General features: G+C 71.3%; 16 protein-coding genes. 5 read left to right on the top strand and 11 right to left on the bottom strand.

Annotated elements, in window-relative coordinates; all coding sequences use genetic code 11:
• Nucleotides 1-31: 31 nt before the first annotated feature.
• From AB0D94_RS07590 to scy, 4 genes are all read right to left on the bottom strand, one after another.
• Nucleotides 32-802 (bottom strand): ABC transporter permease, encoded by a 771-nt coding sequence (locus AB0D94_RS07590; RefSeq protein WP_362047060.1) that lies wholly within the window; start codon nucleotides 800-802, stop codon nucleotides 32-34.
• A 2-nt stretch (nucleotides 803-804) separates the two neighbouring features.
• Nucleotides 805-1,827 carry an ATP-binding cassette domain-containing protein gene (locus AB0D94_RS07585; RefSeq protein WP_362047057.1) on the bottom strand — a complete coding sequence of 341 codons (1,023 nt, stop codon included), beginning with the start codon at nucleotides 1,825-1,827 and terminating at the stop codon, nucleotides 805-807.
• A gap of 114 nt (nucleotides 1,828-1,941) precedes the next feature.
• On the bottom strand, nucleotides 1,942-2,880 hold the full coding sequence (locus AB0D94_RS07580) for a cellulose-binding protein (RefSeq protein WP_030386920.1): 939 nt from the start codon (nucleotides 2,878-2,880) through the stop codon (nucleotides 1,942-1,944).
• A 193-nt stretch (nucleotides 2,881-3,073) separates the two neighbouring features.
• Nucleotides 3,074-7,543, bottom strand: coding sequence for a polarized growth protein Scy (scy, locus tag AB0D94_RS07575; protein WP_362047052.1), 4,470 nt, complete (start codon nucleotides 7,541-7,543; stop codon nucleotides 3,074-3,076).
• 453 nt (nucleotides 7,544-7,996) lie between these two features.
• Between scy and AB0D94_RS07570 the strand changes: the two genes are divergently transcribed.
• The gene (locus tag AB0D94_RS07570; RefSeq protein ID WP_362047049.1) at nucleotides 7,997-8,413 is read left to right on the top strand and encodes a transposase; all 417 of its coding nucleotides are present in this window, start codon (nucleotides 7,997-7,999) and stop codon (nucleotides 8,411-8,413) included.
• 64 nt (nucleotides 8,414-8,477) lie between these two features.
• Here AB0D94_RS07570 and mce read toward each other — a convergent pair whose 3' ends face one another.
• Nucleotides 8,478-8,906 (bottom strand): methylmalonyl-CoA epimerase, encoded by a 429-nt coding sequence (gene mce / locus AB0D94_RS07565; protein ID WP_031150483.1) that lies wholly within the window; start codon nucleotides 8,904-8,906, stop codon nucleotides 8,478-8,480.
• A gap of 137 nt (nucleotides 8,907-9,043) precedes the next feature.
• Between mce and AB0D94_RS07560 the strand changes: the two genes are divergently transcribed.
• On the top strand, nucleotides 9,044-10,243 hold the full coding sequence (locus AB0D94_RS07560) for an acetyl-CoA C-acetyltransferase (RefSeq protein ID WP_362047045.1): 1,200 nt from the start codon (nucleotides 9,044-9,046) through the stop codon (nucleotides 10,241-10,243).
• Between the two features lie 43 nt (nucleotides 10,244-10,286).
• Nucleotides 10,287-11,246, top strand: a complete 960-nt coding sequence (gene meaB, locus AB0D94_RS07555; protein WP_362047043.1) for a methylmalonyl Co-A mutase-associated GTPase MeaB — start codon at nucleotides 10,287-10,289, stop codon at nucleotides 11,244-11,246.
• Nucleotides 11,247-11,420: 174 nt separating this feature from the next.
• Here the strand turns inward: meaB and AB0D94_RS07550 are convergent, their stop codons facing one another.
• The 5 genes from AB0D94_RS07550 to AB0D94_RS07530 all read right to left on the bottom strand — a co-directional run bounded on the left by AB0D94_RS07550 (nucleotide 11,421) and on the right by AB0D94_RS07530 (nucleotide 14,765).
• Nucleotides 11,421-11,996 carry a PepSY domain-containing protein gene (locus AB0D94_RS07550; protein ID WP_362047040.1) on the bottom strand — a complete coding sequence of 192 codons (576 nt, stop codon included), beginning with the start codon at nucleotides 11,994-11,996 and terminating at the stop codon, nucleotides 11,421-11,423.
• Nucleotides 11,997-12,128: 132 nt separating this feature from the next.
• Nucleotides 12,129-12,605: a MarR family transcriptional regulator gene (locus tag AB0D94_RS07545; protein ID WP_362047618.1), complete on the bottom strand. Its 477-nt coding sequence runs from the start codon at nucleotides 12,603-12,605 to the stop codon at nucleotides 12,129-12,131.
• Between the two features lie 65 nt (nucleotides 12,606-12,670).
• Nucleotides 12,671-13,465, bottom strand: coding sequence for an AIM24 family protein (locus AB0D94_RS07540; protein WP_362047615.1), 795 nt, complete (start codon nucleotides 13,463-13,465; stop codon nucleotides 12,671-12,673).
• A gap of 11 nt (nucleotides 13,466-13,476) precedes the next feature.
• Complete coding sequence (locus AB0D94_RS07535; protein ID WP_362047037.1) at nucleotides 13,477-14,127, bottom strand: AIM24 family protein; 651 nt, start codon at nucleotides 14,125-14,127, stop codon at nucleotides 13,477-13,479.
• Complete coding sequence (locus AB0D94_RS07530) at nucleotides 14,127-14,765, bottom strand: AIM24 family protein (RefSeq protein ID WP_362047034.1); 639 nt, start codon at nucleotides 14,763-14,765, stop codon at nucleotides 14,127-14,129. The genes AB0D94_RS07535 and AB0D94_RS07530 overlap by 1 nt, the downstream gene beginning before the upstream one ends.
• A 163-nt stretch (nucleotides 14,766-14,928) precedes the next feature.
• Here AB0D94_RS07530 and AB0D94_RS07525 point away from each other — a divergent pair, with 163 nt between their 5' ends.
• Both AB0D94_RS07525 and AB0D94_RS07520 read left to right on the top strand, forming a co-directional pair.
• Nucleotides 14,929-15,273 (top strand): DUF3817 domain-containing protein, encoded by a 345-nt coding sequence (locus tag AB0D94_RS07525; protein ID WP_362047031.1) that lies wholly within the window; start codon nucleotides 14,929-14,931, stop codon nucleotides 15,271-15,273.
• Nucleotides 15,270-15,566 carry an MTH1187 family thiamine-binding protein gene (locus AB0D94_RS07520; protein ID WP_362047028.1) on the top strand — a complete coding sequence of 99 codons (297 nt, stop codon included), beginning with the start codon at nucleotides 15,270-15,272 and terminating at the stop codon, nucleotides 15,564-15,566. The genes AB0D94_RS07525 and AB0D94_RS07520 overlap by 4 nt, the downstream gene beginning before the upstream one ends.
• Here AB0D94_RS07520 and AB0D94_RS07515 read toward each other — a convergent pair.
• On the bottom strand, nucleotides 15,563-15,822 hold a 260-nt coding region (locus tag AB0D94_RS07515; protein ID WP_362047025.1), incomplete at its 5' end, for a transposase. The genes AB0D94_RS07520 and AB0D94_RS07515 overlap by 4 nt on opposite strands.

Below are 15,822 nucleotides of genomic sequence, written 5' to 3'. Positions count from 1 at the left end.
TGAGACCGACCCGGGGATCACCCGTAGTACGTCAGGCGTCCCTCTTGCGGAGGACGAGGTAGCCCCCGAGCACCGAGGCGAGTGTCCAGAGGGCCATGATCCCGAAGCCGGCCCACGGGCCGTACGGGGTCTCGGGCGACCCGAAGGCGTTGGGCACGACCTGCATGATCCGTCCCCCGGCGTTGCTCGGCAGGTACTGGCCGACCGTACGGGTCGCGTCGAAGCCGATGAGGAGGTTCGAGACGATCAGGAAGAACGGGATCAGGAGGCTGATGGCGGCGACCGAACTGCGCAGCATGGCCGCCACGCCCATGCAGAACAGGGCGAGCAGCGCCAAGTACAGACCTGCGCCGACCACGGCGCGCAGCACGTTCTCCTCGCCGATCCCGATGCCTGCCTCACCGAGGAGTGCCTGGGTGAGGAAGAAGGACACGAAGCTGGTCAGCAGCCCGACGACCAGGGCAAGCCCCGTCGCCACGGTCATCTTGCCGAGCAGGAAGCGGCCGCGGTGCGGCACGGCGGCCAGCGACGTGCGGATCATGCCCGTGCTGTACTCGGTGCTCACGACCATCACGCCGAAGACGATCATCGCCAGCTGACCGAATTGCATCGTGCTGAGGCTCATGGCGGTGGGATCGAAGGTGGCCCGGTCGGCCGCGTTCATGCTGCTCGTGTCGAACGTGGCACTGAACAGTGCGGCGAACCCGACGGTGACGAGGAAGACGAGGGCGAGCGTCCAGCTCGTGGAGGCGACCGTGCGGATCTTGGTCCACTCGGACCGGAGGACGGCAGGGTAGGACATGGTCACTCGCCGCCCTTGCGCGTCGCCTCGAAGCCGGCGCCCCAGGCGGGGACGTCGGCCGGCCGGGCCGGGTTGTCGGGGGACATGCCAGGAGCCCCCAGGGTCCCCGGGACCCCGGGCGCGTGAGCGTGGTACTCGACGGAATCCGCCGTCATGCGCATGAACGCTTCTTCCAGTGAAGCCCGTTGCGGGCTGAGTTCGTGCAGGACGATCTGGTGCTGGGCGGCCAGTTCGCCGAGCCGCTCCGGACCCACACCGTCGATCTCCAGCGCCCCGGTGGCCGGAACGCTGATGGCGTCGATTCCTTCCGCGTGCAGGACGTCCTTGAGCCGTTCCTGCTGCGGGGAGCGCAGCCGGACGTAACTGCGCGAGTTCTGGTGGATGAAATCGGCCATCGACGTGTCGGCCAGCAGCTTTCCCTGCCCGATCACGATCAAATGCTCTGCGGTCAGCGCCATTTCGCTCATGAGGTGGGAAGAAACGAAGATCGTCCGTCCTTCCGCCGCAAGACCCTTCATGAGATTCCTGATCCAGAGAATTCCTTCCGGGTCCAGGCCGTTGACGGGTTCGTCGAACATCAAGATCTCCGGGTCGCCGAGCAGTGCGGCGGCGATGCCGAGCCGCTGCCCCATGCCCAGGGAGAATCCCTTCGACTTCTTCTTCGACACGGCCGTCAGTCCGACCAGGTCGAGTACCTCCCCGACCCGGCTCTCCGGAATGCTGTTGGACTGCGCGAGGCAGAGCAGGTTGTTGTAAGCGCTGCGGCCGCCGTGCATGGCTTTGGCGTCCAGCAGCGCGCCGATGTACTTCAGTGGCTCCCGCAGGTCCCGGTAGTGCTTCCCGTCGATCCGGACCGTCCCGCTGGTCGGATTGTCGAGGTCGAGCATCATGCGCATGGTCGTGGACTTCCCGGCCCCGTTGGGGCCGAGGAAGCCGGTCACCACCCCCGGTCTGACCTGGAAGCTGAGGTTGTTCACGGCGGTCTTCGCGCCGAATCGTTTGGTAAGGCCCTCAAGCTCGATCATGCGGGCCACGCTAGAGCGCGGAAGGGCCGTACGCCACCTCAAACAGGTGACATACGGCCCTGACGTGCCAGTTTCGCTACCAGCGAGTAGGAATCGGCGTACCGGCGCTCTGTACTAGCGGCTCTGCTGCGCCGGGACCCCACGGGTGACCGGCTCGTCGTCCACGATCGGGTTGGCCGCCGCGACGGCCGCACCGGTGAGCGTCGCCAGCATCTCGCGGACGTTGGTGAGCTGCGCGTTGATGGAGTCGCGGCGGTTGGTGAGCGCCGCCAGCTCGCGCTCGGACTCGCTGCGGATGCGGTCGGCCTTGGCGTTGGCGTCGGCCACGATGTCCTCGGCCTGGCGCTGCGCCGTCTCCACGGTCTGGCGGGCACGGCGCTCCGCGTCCGTACGCAGCTTCTCGGCCTCCAGGCGCAGCTGCTCCGCGCGGTGCTCGATCTCCGCGAGGCGCTTCTCGGCCTTGGCCTGACGCGAGGCCAGGTCGCGCTCGGACTGCTCGCGGCGCTTGGCCAGGTTGGTCTCGAAGTCCGCGGCGGCCTGGGCGGCCTTGGCGCGGGTCTCCTCGAACAGGGCGTCGGCCTCCTCGCGCTTGGAGGCCGCGTCCTTCTGGGCCTCGGCGCGCAGGGTGGAGGCGTCGCCCTTGGCCTTCTCGACGATGCGGACGCCCTCGTCCTCCGCCTTCGACTTGCGGTCGGCGGCGAACGACTCGGCGTCGTTGCGCACCTGCTGGGCAGCCGACTCGGCCAGCTCACGGTGCTGCTCGGCCGCGCGACGGGCCTCCTCGCGCAGGTCCTTCGCCTCCTCCTCGGCCAGGCGCAGGATCTTCTCGACCCGGGCGCCGAGGCCGGCGTACGACGGCTCCGCGTCGTTCACCTGGGCCTGGGCGTTCTGCGTCTCGAGGTGCAACTCCTCGATCCGCTTTTCCAGAGAGTTGATACGTCCAAGGGCGCTGTCGCGGTCGGAGACCAGCTTGGTAATGCGGTCGTCCACCTGACCGCGGTCGTAACCACGCCGCACGAGCTCGAAGCCGAAGGGGGAGGAAGTGTCGCTCATGGGGTTCCTGTCGAATGAGACCGATGAGGTGCTACGTGAGGTGTTAGGGGAATCCTAGGCGCCCAGGCGGCGTGTCATCGAGTCATTCCACGTTTGATCTGGACAATGACACCCCTTTTGAGTGGCAAGGCGACAGAATGGTTGTCACTCGTTCGCCTGAACCTCCATCAGGAGCACACATCCAGCGCACCGACTAGCCCTCTGACGTCTTACCGCCCGATCGAGTGGAACCCGCTGCCGCTCCGGCCTTCACGCCCCCCGCGCCCTGACCGCCGACCGTGGGCTTCGCGCCACCCGAAGGCGCCTCGAATGATTCCAACGCCTCAAGAACGTCCTGGACACGGGAGATCTCCGCCTGAATGTCCTCGCGCCGCCGCACCAGGACCTCCAGCTCACGGCGACCCTCCTCGACGATCCGGTCGGCCTCCGCCCGGGCCTCCGCCAGAGCCGACTCGGCCTCCCGCGACAGCTCGGCCTTCTTCTGCTCGGCCTCCTTGAGCAGCGCCTCCGCCTTGCGGACCGCCGCGATGCGCACCTTGCTCGCCTCGCTGCTCGCGTCCGACACCAGCTCCTTGGCCTTCGCCTCGGCCTCCACGCTCTGCTCGGTCGCCGCGCGCACCAGCTTGTCCACGCGCTCGCCGGCCGACTTCATCTGCTCGGCCGACTCCCGGCGGGCCCGCTCGTGCAGCTCTTCGACCTCCGCCTCGACGCGGCCGCGCAGCTCCTCCGCCCGCTCCCTTATGGCCGAGGCGTCCGTACGCGCGCCGACCAGCAGCTCGTCCGCGTCCGTACGGGCCTTCTCCACCATGGAGTTGCCCTCGACGGTCGCCTCCGAGGTGATCCGCGCCGCCTCCTTGCGGGCGGCGTCCACCATCGCGTCCGCCTGCTCCTCGGCCGCCGTGGTGGCGGCCAGAGCCTGCTTCTGCGCGTCGCCGGTGAGCTTGTCGGCCTCCGCCGAGGCCTCGGTGATGAGCCGGTCGACCTGCTCCGCAGCTTCGCTGCGGCGCTTGTTGGCCTCCTCGCGGGCCTCGTCCAGCAGCCGCTCGGACTCCGTACGGGCCTCGGCGCGGACGCGCTCCGCCTCGGTCGCCGCCTCCGCCTTGACCCGCTCGGCCTCCGACCGGGTACGGGTCGCGTGCTCCTGCGCCGAGGACAGCGCCTCCGACGCCTCCGCGCGCAGCCGCTCGGCCTCGTTCGCGGCCTCGCCGACCGTGCGCTCGTTGTCCTTGCGGGTCTGCGCCGTGAGCTTGTCCGCCTCGGACGTGGCCTCGCCGATGAGCCGGTCCGCCTGCTCGGCGGCCTCGCTCCGCAGCCGGCCGGCCTCGGCGCGCGCCTCGTCCAGGGTCTGCTCGGACTCCCTCTCGGCGGCCGCCAGCGTCTCGTTCGCCGCCACCGTGACGCGGTCCGCCTCCGCGGTGGCCTCGCCGATGATCCGGCCGCCCTCCGCGCGGGCGTCGTCCAGGGTCCGCGCGGCCTCCGCGCGCAGCCGCTCGGCCTCCGCCGCGGCCTCGCCGACCATGAGCTCGTTGGCCGCGCGGGTCTCGTCGACCAGCCGGTCGCCCTCGGTACGGGCGTCGACCAGGATGCGCGTGGCGTCCCGCTCGGCCGCCGCCATCGTCGCGGTCGCCTGGGACGTGAGCTTCTCCGCCTCCGAGGCCGCCTTGCCGACCAGGCGGTCGGCCTGCTCGGCCGCCTCCGTGCGCAGCCGGCCCGCCTCCACGCGGGCCTCGTCCAGCGTGCCGGCCGCCTCCGCGCGGGTCGCGTCCGCGGCCGCGGCGGCCTCGGCGGTGATCCGCTCGGCCTCCGCCGTGGCCTCGCCGACCGTGGCCGCGTTGGCCGCCAGGGTCTCCTCGGTGAGCCGGTCGGCCTCGGCCTTCGCCTCGCCGACGATCCGGGCCCCCTCGGCGCGCGACGCCTCCAGGGCCTCGGCCGCCTCGCCGCGGATACGGTTCGCGTCGTCCCGGGCGTCCGCCCGGGTCCGGGCCGCGTCCCGCTCGGACGCCGCCAGCGCGTCGGTGGCCTCGGTGCGCACCCGCTGCGCGTACTCGGCCGTGTCGGTGCGCAGTTGCTCCGCCTCGGCGATCGCGTCGCCGACCGTGCGCTCGGCCAGCGCCTTCGCCGCGTCGGTCTCGGCACGTGCCTCGCTGCGGACCCGGTTCGCGTCCTCGGTGGCCCGCTCGCGTTCCGCGTAGGCGTCGGCGCGGACCCGGCCGGCCTCTTCCTCGGCCTCCGTCTTCGTACGCTCCGCCGCGTGCTCGGCGGCGCTGCGCAGCCCGGTGATCTCCTCCTCGGCCTGCTCGTGCAGCCCGGCCACGGAGTCCCGTACCTGCTGGGCGGTGGCCTCGGCCGCCGCCACCAGCTCCGACGCGCGCCGCTCGGCCTCCTCGGTCAGGCGGGCCGCCTCGGCCTGCGCCTCCTCGGAGCGCCTGCGGGCCGCGGCCAGCAGCTCCTCGCTCTGCTCGCGGGCCTGCGCCCGCTCGTTGCCGGCGTCGGTCCGCGCCGACGACAGGGTCTCCTCGGCCTCCCGGCGCCGCCGGACGGCCTCCTCCTGCGCGGCGGCCAGCGCCTCGGCGGCCTCCGCGCCGACCCGCTCGGCGGCGGTCTTCGCCTCCGCGCGCAGCCGGTCCGCGGTCTCCTGCGCCTCGGAGCGCACCCGCTCCGCCTCGGCCTCGGCCTCGCCGCGCAGCCGTACGGCGACCTGCTCGGCCTCCGCGCGGACCCGCCCGGCGTCCTCGGCCGCGTCCGTGCGCAGCTGTTCGGCCTCCGCCTCCGACTGTGCCTGGAGGGTGCGGTTGCGCTCGGCCGACTCGGCCCGCAGCCGGTCGGTCTCCTCGGTGGTCTCCTTGCGGATGTTCTCCGCCGCCGCCCGGGCATCGCGCAGGGTCTGCTCGGCCGTGCCCAGCCGGCTCTCGGCGTCCGTGTGCAGCCGTACGAGTTCCTCGTCGGCCTCCGCCCGCTTCGCGGCCAGGGCCTGCTCGGTCTCCTCGCGCCGCCGCCGGGCCTCCGCGTCCGCCTCGGACCGTACGGCTTCCGCCTGTTCCGCGGCCTCGGCGTGCAGCCGTTCGGCCTCGGCGCGGGTGCGCTCCAGGGTCTCCTCGGCCTGCTTGCGCAGGGTGGTCGCCCGCTCCACGGCCTCGGCGCGGACCCGCTCGCTCTCGGCGTTCGCCCCGCCGCGCAGCTCGTCCGCGTCCGCCTTGGCCTTGCCGAGGAGCTCCTCGGCCGTCCGGGCCGCCTCCTCGATCTGCTGGACCGCCTCGCGGCGGGCCTCGCCGCGGATCCGCTCGCCCTCGGCGACGGCCTCGGCGCGCAGCTGCTCCGCCTCGCCGCGCAGCCGCCGGGCCTCCTCCTGGAGCTCGACGGTACGGGCCCGGTACTCCTCGGTGTCGTCCTTCGCGGCGCCCTTGAGCTCGTCCGCCGTCGCCGCCGCCTGCGAACGCAGCCGCTCGGCCTCGGACTCCGCCTCGCGGCGGATCCGTTCGGCTTCCTCCGATGCCGCCCGGGTGGTGGCCCGGGCGTCCTCGGAGGCCTTGTTCAGAACGTCTTCCGCCGTCCGGGCGGCCTTCGCCAGCTGCGCCGCGGACTCCTCGGCGGCGGCCGCGCGGGCCTGCTCCCCGGCCTCGGCGCGCTGCCGCTCCACGTCGCCGCGGGCGTCCGCCAGCAACTGCTCGGCCTCGGCCTTGAGGACCTCGGCCTCCTTGGTGGCCTCGCCGACCAGCCGGGCCACCTGCTCCTTGGCGGTACGGGTGCGCTGCTCGTTGACGGACTCCGCCGAGGCGAGCTGCCGGGAGGCGCTCTCCTTGGCCTCGGCGAGCAGCTTCTCGGCCGCGGCGCGGGCCTCGCGCAGCGCGGCGTCGGCCTCCTGTACCCGCGACTCGGCCACCCGGCCGAGGTCGAGGGTCTGCTGGCGGGTCTGCTCGGCCTCGGCCGAGGTGGTGGAACGCAGCCGCTCCGCGTGCTCGCTGGCCTCCTGGGCCTGCGCGGAGGCGGCGGTCAGCAGCCGCTCGGCCTCCTTGCGGGCCCGCAGCAGGGTGGACTCGGCCTCGGCGCGGGAGGCCTCCGCCTCGGAGGTCAGCCGGCGGCGGGCCTCCTCGGCGAGGCGGGCGGCCTCGGCCCGGGCGGCGTTCAGGGCCTGTTCGGCCTCGGCGCGGGACTCCTCCATGAGCCGGCGCGCCTGGGACTCCGTACGGGCACGCAGCTGCTCGGCCCAGGCCACGTTCTCGTTGACGTGCGCCTCGACGGTCTGGCGGCGCTCGTTGAGCTCCTGGTCCAGGCGCTGGCGGCGGTTGACGGCCTCGGTGTGCAGCTCGGCCTGGAGCCGGGCCTGGTGCTCGGCGTGCTCCTGGAGGATGCGCTGGGTCTGCGCCCGGGCGTCGCGCAGCTCGCGCTCGGCGTCGGAGCGCATCTGGTCGGCCTGGATCTGGGCATTGCGGAGCAGCTGCTCCGCCTGGTACCCCATGTCCGCGCCGTCGTAGGCGGGGCGGGACGCCAGAGCCCGGCGTACCTCGTGGAGCTTGGCGCGCAGCACCTCGACCTGGTATCCCAGGTCCTCAGCGTGCTGGACGGCCTTCCCGCGCTCCTTCTTCAGCCGCTCCATCTCGGCCTCGAAGCGCGAGAGGTGGTCGGCCTCGGCCTGATGGCTCTCCTGGCTTTCGTAGCCCCGCACAGCGCGGTCCCATCCGTCCCCTGGTCGCAAGCTCACTCCCAATGAGCATCGCTCGCCCGCTGAACGACGCCCCCGGGGAATGGTGTCAGATACCGGGGCAAGGGTCACAGGCCCCGACCCCGTCTCCGCACCGAACCCCGGCCGAGCCATGGCCACTCTACCTCTGGCCTTGCCCATGGCCCGGCCCTCGGGGCGAAGACCAGGGGCACCTTGGTTCGCAGCGCGGAGCGCCGGATCGCACCCCCAGCCGACTATGTGTGCGTTGTACCAGCTGTCGTGCCTGATGCCTGTTCCGCTCTTTGGTCCCATTGGAGGTGGTTGCTGTGCTGTAGTGGCGGTGTGGGCGGGGACTCAGGGGAGACGCGGGCGCGATTTTCGGGACATCGGGCCCGGCTGGCGCTGTCCCCGGCCTTTGCCATGAGGGCGGATGAACAGGCGCATGCGGCGCGGACGATGTGGAATCTTCTGCACGCGTGGTGGCAGATGATGCCCAGGGAGAGGCGGACTCTGGCCGACGCCGATGCTGCGATCCGGCAGGCCCGCAAGGAGACCGACTTCCTGGCGGTACTTCCCGCACAGGCCACGATGCTGGAGTACAAGCTCATCCAGCGAGGCGGCACCCTGCACAAGGTCCCCGCCGCCGGAACCTCCCGACGTTGCTCATCCTGTGGTCACGCCATTCCCGGCAGCCGGGAGTCCCAGGCTGTGTTCGTGTGCAAGAACCCTGACTGCGGCTGGTCCGGCAACGCCGACCACAATGCGGCAAGGAATGTCTTGCACCTTTACCGGATCGGCCTCGTGGCGATCCCGGCTGCCGGGAGGGCAGTCGTCAGGCGCGCCCGTCGCGTCAAACCCGCCACCGCAAGGTAGGCGGGAATCTCCCCCTCACGCGGGGGAGAGGACTCCAACGGCCGGGGAATCGGGTCCGGCCCAGTCAGTGGTCAGGGTTGGCCGTGACCAGTTCGGTGAGGACCCCGTGGCAGTCCTTGGGGTGCAGGAAGGTGATCGAGGAGCCCATCGAGCCGGTGCGGGGCTCGTCGTAGAGGACGCGGACGCCCTTGCCGCGGATGGCCTCCGAGTCACCGCGGACGTCCTCGGTGCCGAAGGCGATGTGGTGGACGCCCTCCCCGTTCTTGGCCAGCCACTTGCCCACCGCGGAGTCCTCGCGGGTGGGCTCCAGGAGCTGGAGGTAGGAGGCGCCGCCGTCGGAGGTCTCGTTGATCTTCAACATGGCCTCGCGCACACCCTGCTCCTCGTTGACCTCGGTGTGGAACACCTCGAAGCCGTACGTGGCACGGTAGAACTCGACAGTCTTGTCCAGGTCGAAGCAGGCGATCCCGATGTGGTCGATTCTTGTCAGCATGGGACCAGTGCACCGCTGCGGAGGGGGGTCACGCAACGTGCCAGCGATCACACCGGCAGCCCGGTGACGCCGCGGGTACCGCTCAGTACATTCAGGTAAACCCTCGTTCACTCCTCATCCTCAAGGGGCTGTGCCTCATGTCCGGATCGAACAACACCACTTCCGTGATCGTCGCCGGGGCCCGCACCCCCATGGGGCGGCTGCTCGGTTCGCTGAAGTCCTTCTCCGGCGCCGACCTCGGCGGCTTCGCCATCAAGTCCGCGCTGGACCGGGCCGGAATCTCCGGCGACCAGGTGCAGTACGTGATCATGGGCCAGGTGCTCCAGGCGGGCGCGGGCCAGATCCCCGCGCGCCAGGCCGCGGTCAAGGCCGGCATCCCGATGAACGTCCCCGCGCTCACCATCAACAAGGTGTGCCTCTCGGGCCTGGACGCCATCGCACTGGCCGACCAGCTCATCCGCGCCGGGGAGTTCGACATCGTGGTCGCGGGCGGCCAGGAGTCGATGACCAACGCGCCGCACCTGCTGCCCAAGTCCCGCGAGGGCTACAAGTACGGCGCCATCGAGATGCTCGACGCGATGGCCTACGACGGCCTCACCGACGCCTTCGAGAACATCGCCATGGGCGAGTCCACCGAGAAGCACAACACCCGCCTCGGTATCGAGCGCGCCCCGCAGGACGAGTTCGCCGCCGGCTCCCACCAGCGTGCCGCCGCCGCGCAGAAGAACGGCGTCTTCGAGGCCGAGATCACCCCGGTCGAGATCCCGCAGCGCAAGGGCGAGCCGGTGATCTTCTCCCAGGACGAGGGCATCCGCCCGGAGACCACGGTGGAGTCCCTCGGCAGGCTGCGCCCGGCCTTCGCGAAGGACGGCACCATCACCGCCGGCACCTCCTCGCAGATCAGCGACGGCGCGGCCGCCGTGGTCGTGATGAGCAAGGCGAAGGCCGAGGAGCTGGGCCTGGAGTGGATCGCCGAGATCGGTGCGCACGGAAACGTCGCCGGCCCCGACAACTCCCTCCAGTCGCAGCCGTCCAACGCGATCCTGCACGCCCTGAAGAAGGAGGGGCTCCAGGTCTCCGACCTGGACCTCATCGAGATCAACGAGGCCTTCGCGGCGGTCGCCGTGCAGTCAATGAAGGACCTCGGCGTGACCCCGGAAAAGGTGAACGTCAACGGCGGCGCCATTGCCCTGGGCCACCCGATCGGCATGTCGGGCGCCCGTGTGGTGCTGCACCTGGCGCTGGAGCTCAAGCGTCGCGGCGGCGGGACCGGCGCGGCCGCGCTGTGCGGCGGCGGTGGTCAGGGCGACGCGCTGATCGTCCACGTCCGCAAGTAAGCACACCTGCCGTACCCGTACAGAGCCGAGGAGCGCAGCACGTATGACGGTGGACGTCCCCACGCTGGTGGAGCAGGCCCGTGAAGGCCGACCGCGGGCCGTGGCCAGGCTGATCTCGCTTGTCGAGGGGGCGTCCCCGCAGTTGCGCGAGGTCATGGCCGCCCTGGCCCCGCTCACCGGCGGGGCGTACGTCGTGGGCCTCACGGGGTCCCCGGGCGTGGGCAAGTCCACGTCCACCTCGGCTCTGGTGTCGGCGTACCGCAAGGCGGGCAAGCGGGTCGGCGTGCTCGCGGTCGACCCCTCCTCGCCCTTCTCGGGCGGGGCGCTGCTCGGGGACCGGGTGCGGATGTCGGACCACGCCTCGGACCCGGGCGTGTACATCCGGTCGATGGCCACCCGGGGGCACCTGGGCGGGCTGGCGTGGGCCGCCCCGCAGGCGATCCGGGTGCTGGACGCGGCCGGCTGCGAGGTGATCCTGGTCGAGACGGTCGGGGTCGGGCAGTCCGAGGTGGAGATCGCCTCGCAGGCGGACACCTCGGTGGTGCTGCTGGCACCGGGGATGGGCGACGGGATCCAGGCCGCGAAGGCGGGCATCCTGGAGATCGGCGACGTCTACGTGGTGAACAAGGCGGACCGGGACGGCGCGGACGCCACCGCCCGGGAGCTGAACCACATGCTGGGCCTGGGGGAGTCCCGGGGTGCCGGTGACTGGCGGCCGCCGATCGTGAAGACCGTCGCCGCGCGGGGCGAGGGCATCGACGAGCTGGTCGAGGCGCTGGAGAAGCACCGCGCGTGGATGGACGAGCGCGGGGTGCTGGCGCAGCGGCGGGCGGCGCGTGCGGCGCGGGAGGTGGAGACCATCGCGGTGACCGCGCTGCGGGCCCGGATGGCCGACCTGCACGGCGACGCGCATCTGGACGCGCTGGCCGCCCGGGTCGCCGAGGGGGAGCTGGATCCTTACGCGGCCGCCGACGCGCTGCTGGCGACGCTGACCGAGGGCTGAGGCACGCGGGGCGGGTGCGGCGCCGTTGCGGGGGCGCCGGGCTCCGGAGCCCGCACGTCCCGGACGCCCGCGCCCCGGACGCCCGCGCCCCGGACGCCCGCGCCCCGGAGGTCGGCGGGCCGGAAGGGGCCGTCAGTAGGTGCCGTCCCATGTCGGCGGGGCCGGAATCGGCCGTCAGTAGTTGCCGTCCTGGTCATCGTCGCCGTCCGAGTCCGAGGGCGGCGAGGTGACCTTGGCGGTCGTGGCGTCCACGGCGGCGTCCGAGGTCTTGCCGTCGGCAGCCCTGACCTCGACGTGCCAGTACGGCGCCTGGCCGCCGTCGTCGCCGTCGTCCCATTCGACCTGCCAGACCTGCCCCGGGTGGGCGGCGAGGGCCGCCTTGGCGGCCTGTCCGGCCGTGACCTTGGCGGCGAGGAGCGCCTTGTGCTCGTCGGCGTCCTCGTTGGCGTCCTTGTCCTCCTGGGTGACCGCGCCCTCGGCGTTCAGCTCCAGCTCGGCGTGGCCCTTGCCGTCCTTGCTGACCACGTCCACGTGCCAGACCGAGCCGTCCCTGTCGAGGGACTCGACGACGCCCGGGTAGTGCTTCACGGCCGCGTCGGCCGCCCCTTCGGCCGTCACGTCGACCCGGGCGACGGCGGCCGCGGGGACGGTTCTCGCCGTGTCGGCGGCTGCCGCTGTCGCGGCCGCCACCGGGCCTCCCGCCATCAGGACGACGGCCGCGGCGGCGGAGATGCACACGTTGCGCTTCATGGCTGGACCTCCTCAGGCCGGCCACGGCGCCTGTGCTTGTGCGGCGGGCGGCCGGCAGCGAGCAACACCGACCATTCTGCGGCCGGGGGTGGCGGAAGGCGCGCCGAGCGCCCCCGCGCCGGGCCGCGGGCCTCAGATCTTGCCGCGGTTGCCCCTCAGGTGGTCGGCCACGGGGTTGAGCGAGTCGCGCAGCGCCGCCAGCGCCGCCGGGGGCAGCAGGTCGATGAAGTGACGGCGTACGGACGCCACGTGGTGCGGGGCGACCTTGCGCATCGTCTCCATGCCCTCGTCCGTGAGCACCGCGTACAGGCCGCGGCGGTCGGACTCGCAGTTGACGCGGCGGACCAGGCCCGCCGCCTCCATGCGCGTGATCTGGTGGGACAGCCGGCTCTTGGACTGCAGGGTGGCGGTCGCGAGATCGCTCATCCGCATCCGGTGGTCGCCCGACTCCGAGAGGTTCACGAGGATCTCGTAGTCGTTGTTCGTGAGCCCGAAGGGCTGGAGATCCTTTTCCAGCTGGTGCATCAGCAGCCTGCTGACGTCCAGGTGGGTGCGCCAGGCACACTGCTCGGCGTCGGTCAGCCAGCGGGTGGCGGTCTCGGTCTCCACGGTCTCCATGAATGAACTCTACCTAAGAAGTTGAATTACGTACAAAAATCGGATGGTCTGAGGGATCACAGTCCGAAGCGGCGCTGGAGATCACCCAGCTGCCCCGGCATCCGCGGCACGCCCAGCTGTCCCTGGCCGGACCCCGGAACGCCCTGCGCGTTGCCCGTGGCCGCGCCCGCGCCGACCGTGCCGACCGCCTGCTCCGCCATCAGCATCTCCGAGGACTGCAGCAGCACCGTCCCGGCCCCCACGAACTCGAACTGGTGCTCCTCGCCCGAGGCGCCCCCGATGCCGGTGAGCGAGCGCAGCCCGCCCATCACGCCCGACATGTAGCCGTGGTCGTAGTGGTGGCACGGCGAGGGGCAGTCCGCCCAGCCCACGAGCGCCTGCGGGTCCACGCGCAGCGGCGGCTCCATGAACACCACCGGTCCGTTGGACGCCGCCACGAACTTCCCGGTTCCGATCAGCGTCAGGAAGCCCGGGACGATCGACTGCTTCAGCGCGAGGGAGGGCTGGAATGCGAGCAGATTGCCTGAGCGGATCGTCAGGTTCCCGTTCTCCAGGTCGTACGAGTTCACGTCGAAGGCCCGGTCGGCGAGCAGCATCTTGCCCTGCCCCTCGGCCACCACCCAGTCGCTCGCGTGCAGCGGCGAGTGGAAGCTGGTGCGCAGCAGGCGGTCGAAGCGGCCGTTGCCGATGCCGTTGAACTCGATGCTCCCGTAGTACGAGATCATCTTGCCCTTCTGCAGGAACCACTGGCTCCCCTTGAGCTCCACGCAGAAGGTGTACGCGTTCACGTTGTCGTCGGAGGGCAGGGTGTACGGGTCGAAGACGGTCGGGCCGCCCGGTCCGCCCGTCACGGGGCCAAAGTTCACAGCTTCTCCTCCGAGGCCTGTACGTACACCGCGCCCTGGCCGGACAGCTCCAGCTGGAACGCCTCACCCGAACCGCGCCCCACCATGTCCCGCCAGCCCAGCGCCGTGGAGAGCTTGTTGCGGACGTCTCCGTGGTGGGCCACGTACGCCTGCGGGTCCACGTGGACCGGGCGCTGCGGGGTGATGGGGAGTTCGATGACCCCGCCGTGGGCCATCACGGCCACCGAGCCGTGGCCCTTGAGGGTGGTCGTGAACAGGCCCTGCCCGGTCACCTGGCCGCGCACCATGCCCATGACGCCGCCCTGCGAGCCCATGAACATCGTGCCCTGCTGGAGGGTGCCGTCGAAGGCGAGCAGCCGGTCGGCCTCGACGTAGAGGGTCTCGCCGGTCAGGCTGATCACCTGGATGTGGTGGCCGCCGTGGCCGAACATCACCGTGCCGCTGCCCTCGACCGTCATCAGCGGGGTCTGCTCGTTCGCCACCCGGCGCCCGATCATGCCCATGACCCCGCCCTGACCGCCGGTCAGGCTCGGGGTGAAGGAGACCTCGCCGCGGTACGCGAGCATCGCGCCGCGCTGGCTGTACATCTTCTGGCCCGGGACGACCTGGGCCTCGACCATCTTGGAGTTGACCTCGCGGAACGGCATCAGATGTCACCCCCGACGGTGTTGCGCTCGCTGGGCTGGACGTACACCAGGCCCTCGCCCTCGAAGCGGATCTGGAAGGCCTCGCCGGAGCCCTCGCCGATCAGCGTGCGGAAGTTCACGCCCGACTGGAACGACTGCTGGAGGTTGCCGGTGTGCGCGATGTACGCCCCCGGGTCGACGGAGAGCGGGTACTGGGCGCTCACGCGCAGCACCACCGCCGGACCGTCCGACATGATCGCCGCCTGCCCCGAACCCTCCACGGTCGTGGTGAACAGGCCGTTGCCCGTCGCCCCGCCGCGCAGGCCGGTGAAGGTCGTGCCGGTGCGCAGACCGGCGTCCGTGCACAGCAGGTTGCTGGATTCGACGTAGAGCTTCTCGCCACGCAGATTGACCAGATTGATCTCACTTGCGCGGTCCGCGAAGAAGCAGGTGCCGTGTCCCTGCACTTCCATCACGGTCATCTGTTCGCCGGTCAGCCGCCGGGTCACCATCCCCCGGAGGCCTTCACCGCCGCCGGACATCTTCTTGAAGGCCATCTGACCGTCGTACGCGACCATGGAGCCGTTCTTCGCTTTGACGGCATCCCCGGTCAGGTCGACGGCGAGCACCTTGCTGCCTTGGAGTCGGAACTGAGCCACAGGATGACGTTATCGGCAGCGGGCGAGCCCGAACAGGGCCCTGTGGCCGATATGCGCCACACTCGGGCGCCAGGGGCCCATTTCGGACCGGGGGTCGGGTCAAGATCCAGCAAAGCGGCTGAGACACTGGGACGGACCCTGACCTCCACCCCGAAGGTTCTCCGTGGACATCAAGACCGCCTCCGCCCTGCACCGGCTGCGCCTCATCTCCGTCCCGGAGGCGCTGTCCTTCCCGGCGCTGCTGATCTTCGGCTCGCTGCTGAGCCGGATCTCGGACATCGACTACCTGATGATGCCGCTCGGTATCCTCCACGGGGTCCTCTTCGTCATCTACGCGATCTTCCTGCTGGATGTCTGGAACAAGGCGAAGTGGCCGTTCATGAAGGTCCTGCTGTTCTTCGGCCTCGCCCTGCTGCCCTTCGGCGGGCTGTACGGCGACAAGCTGCTCAAGCGTGACGAGGCCGACAGCGTGATCGCGGCCCGTGCCCGTGCGGCGGCCGACGCATGATCGTCGCGTTCTCCGTGACCCCGCTGGGGGTCGGCGAGGAGGTCGGCGAGTACGTGGCCGACGCGGTCCGCGTGGTGCGCGAGTCCGGCCTGCCCAACCGCACCGACGCCATGTTCACCACCGTCGAAGGTGAGTGGGACGAGGTGATGGACGTGGTCAGGCGCGCGGTGGCCGCCGTGGAGGCGCGGGCGCCCAGGGTCTCCTTCATCCTCAAGGCGGACATCCGCCCCGGCGTCAGCGACGGCATGACCTCGAAGATCGAGACGGTGGAACGGCACCTCGCCGAGGGCTAGGCCGTGTCTGATGGCTCTTTGATGAGGTCGCGGAGCCAGATCACGATGGCTGCTGTGGCCAGGGTGCCGTTGAAGATGTAGTCGCGTTTGTCGTACCGAGTCGCGACGGCCCGGTGTTGCTTGAGCTTCCCGATGCTGCGTTCGACGGTGTTGCGCCGGCGGTACTGCTCGCGGTCGAAGGCCGGCGGGCGGCCGCCGGCCCGGCCGCGCCTGCGGCGCTTCGCGCGCTGGTCGTCCGGCTGGGCGATCGTTGCTT

Source organism: Streptomyces sp. NPDC048255, from assembly GCF_040652415.1.
In the GTDB taxonomy this organism is placed as follows: domain Bacteria; phylum Actinomycetota; class Actinomycetes; order Streptomycetales; family Streptomycetaceae; genus Streptomyces.
The sequence above is the reverse complement of the archived record's forward strand: the minus strand, read 5'-3'. Positions and strand labels throughout refer to the sequence as shown.

Bases quoted from the DNA above. Each gene is read 5' to 3' on its own strand.
- AB0D94_RS07590 (WP_362047060.1), bottom strand. From the start codon at position 802: ATGTCCTACCCTGCCGTCCTCCGGTCCGAGTGGACCAAGATCCGCACG.
- AB0D94_RS07585 (WP_362047057.1), bottom strand. From the start codon at position 1,827: ATGATCGAGCTTGAGGGCCTTACCAAACGATTCGGCGCGAAGACCGCC.
- AB0D94_RS07580 (WP_030386920.1), bottom strand. From the start codon at position 2,880: ATGAGCGACACTTCCTCCCCCTTCGGCTTCGAGCTCGTGCGGCGTGGT.
- AB0D94_RS07570 (WP_362047049.1), top strand. From the start codon at position 7,997: ATGTGGAATCTTCTGCACGCGTGGTGGCAGATGATGCCCAGGGAGAGG.
- mce (WP_031150483.1), bottom strand. From the start codon at position 8,906: ATGCTGACAAGAATCGACCACATCGGGATCGCCTGCTTCGACCTGGAC.
- AB0D94_RS07560 (WP_362047045.1), top strand. From the start codon at position 9,044: ATGTCCGGATCGAACAACACCACTTCCGTGATCGTCGCCGGGGCCCGC.
- meaB (WP_362047043.1), top strand. From the start codon at position 10,287: ATGACGGTGGACGTCCCCACGCTGGTGGAGCAGGCCCGTGAAGGCCGA.
- AB0D94_RS07550 (WP_362047040.1), bottom strand. From the start codon at position 11,996: ATGAAGCGCAACGTGTGCATCTCCGCCGCCGCGGCCGTCGTCCTGATG.
- AB0D94_RS07535 (WP_362047037.1), bottom strand. From the start codon at position 14,127: ATGCCGTTCCGCGAGGTCAACTCCAAGATGGTCGAGGCCCAGGTCGTC.
- AB0D94_RS07520 (WP_362047028.1), top strand. From the start codon at position 15,270: ATGATCGTCGCGTTCTCCGTGACCCCGCTGGGGGTCGGCGAGGAGGTC.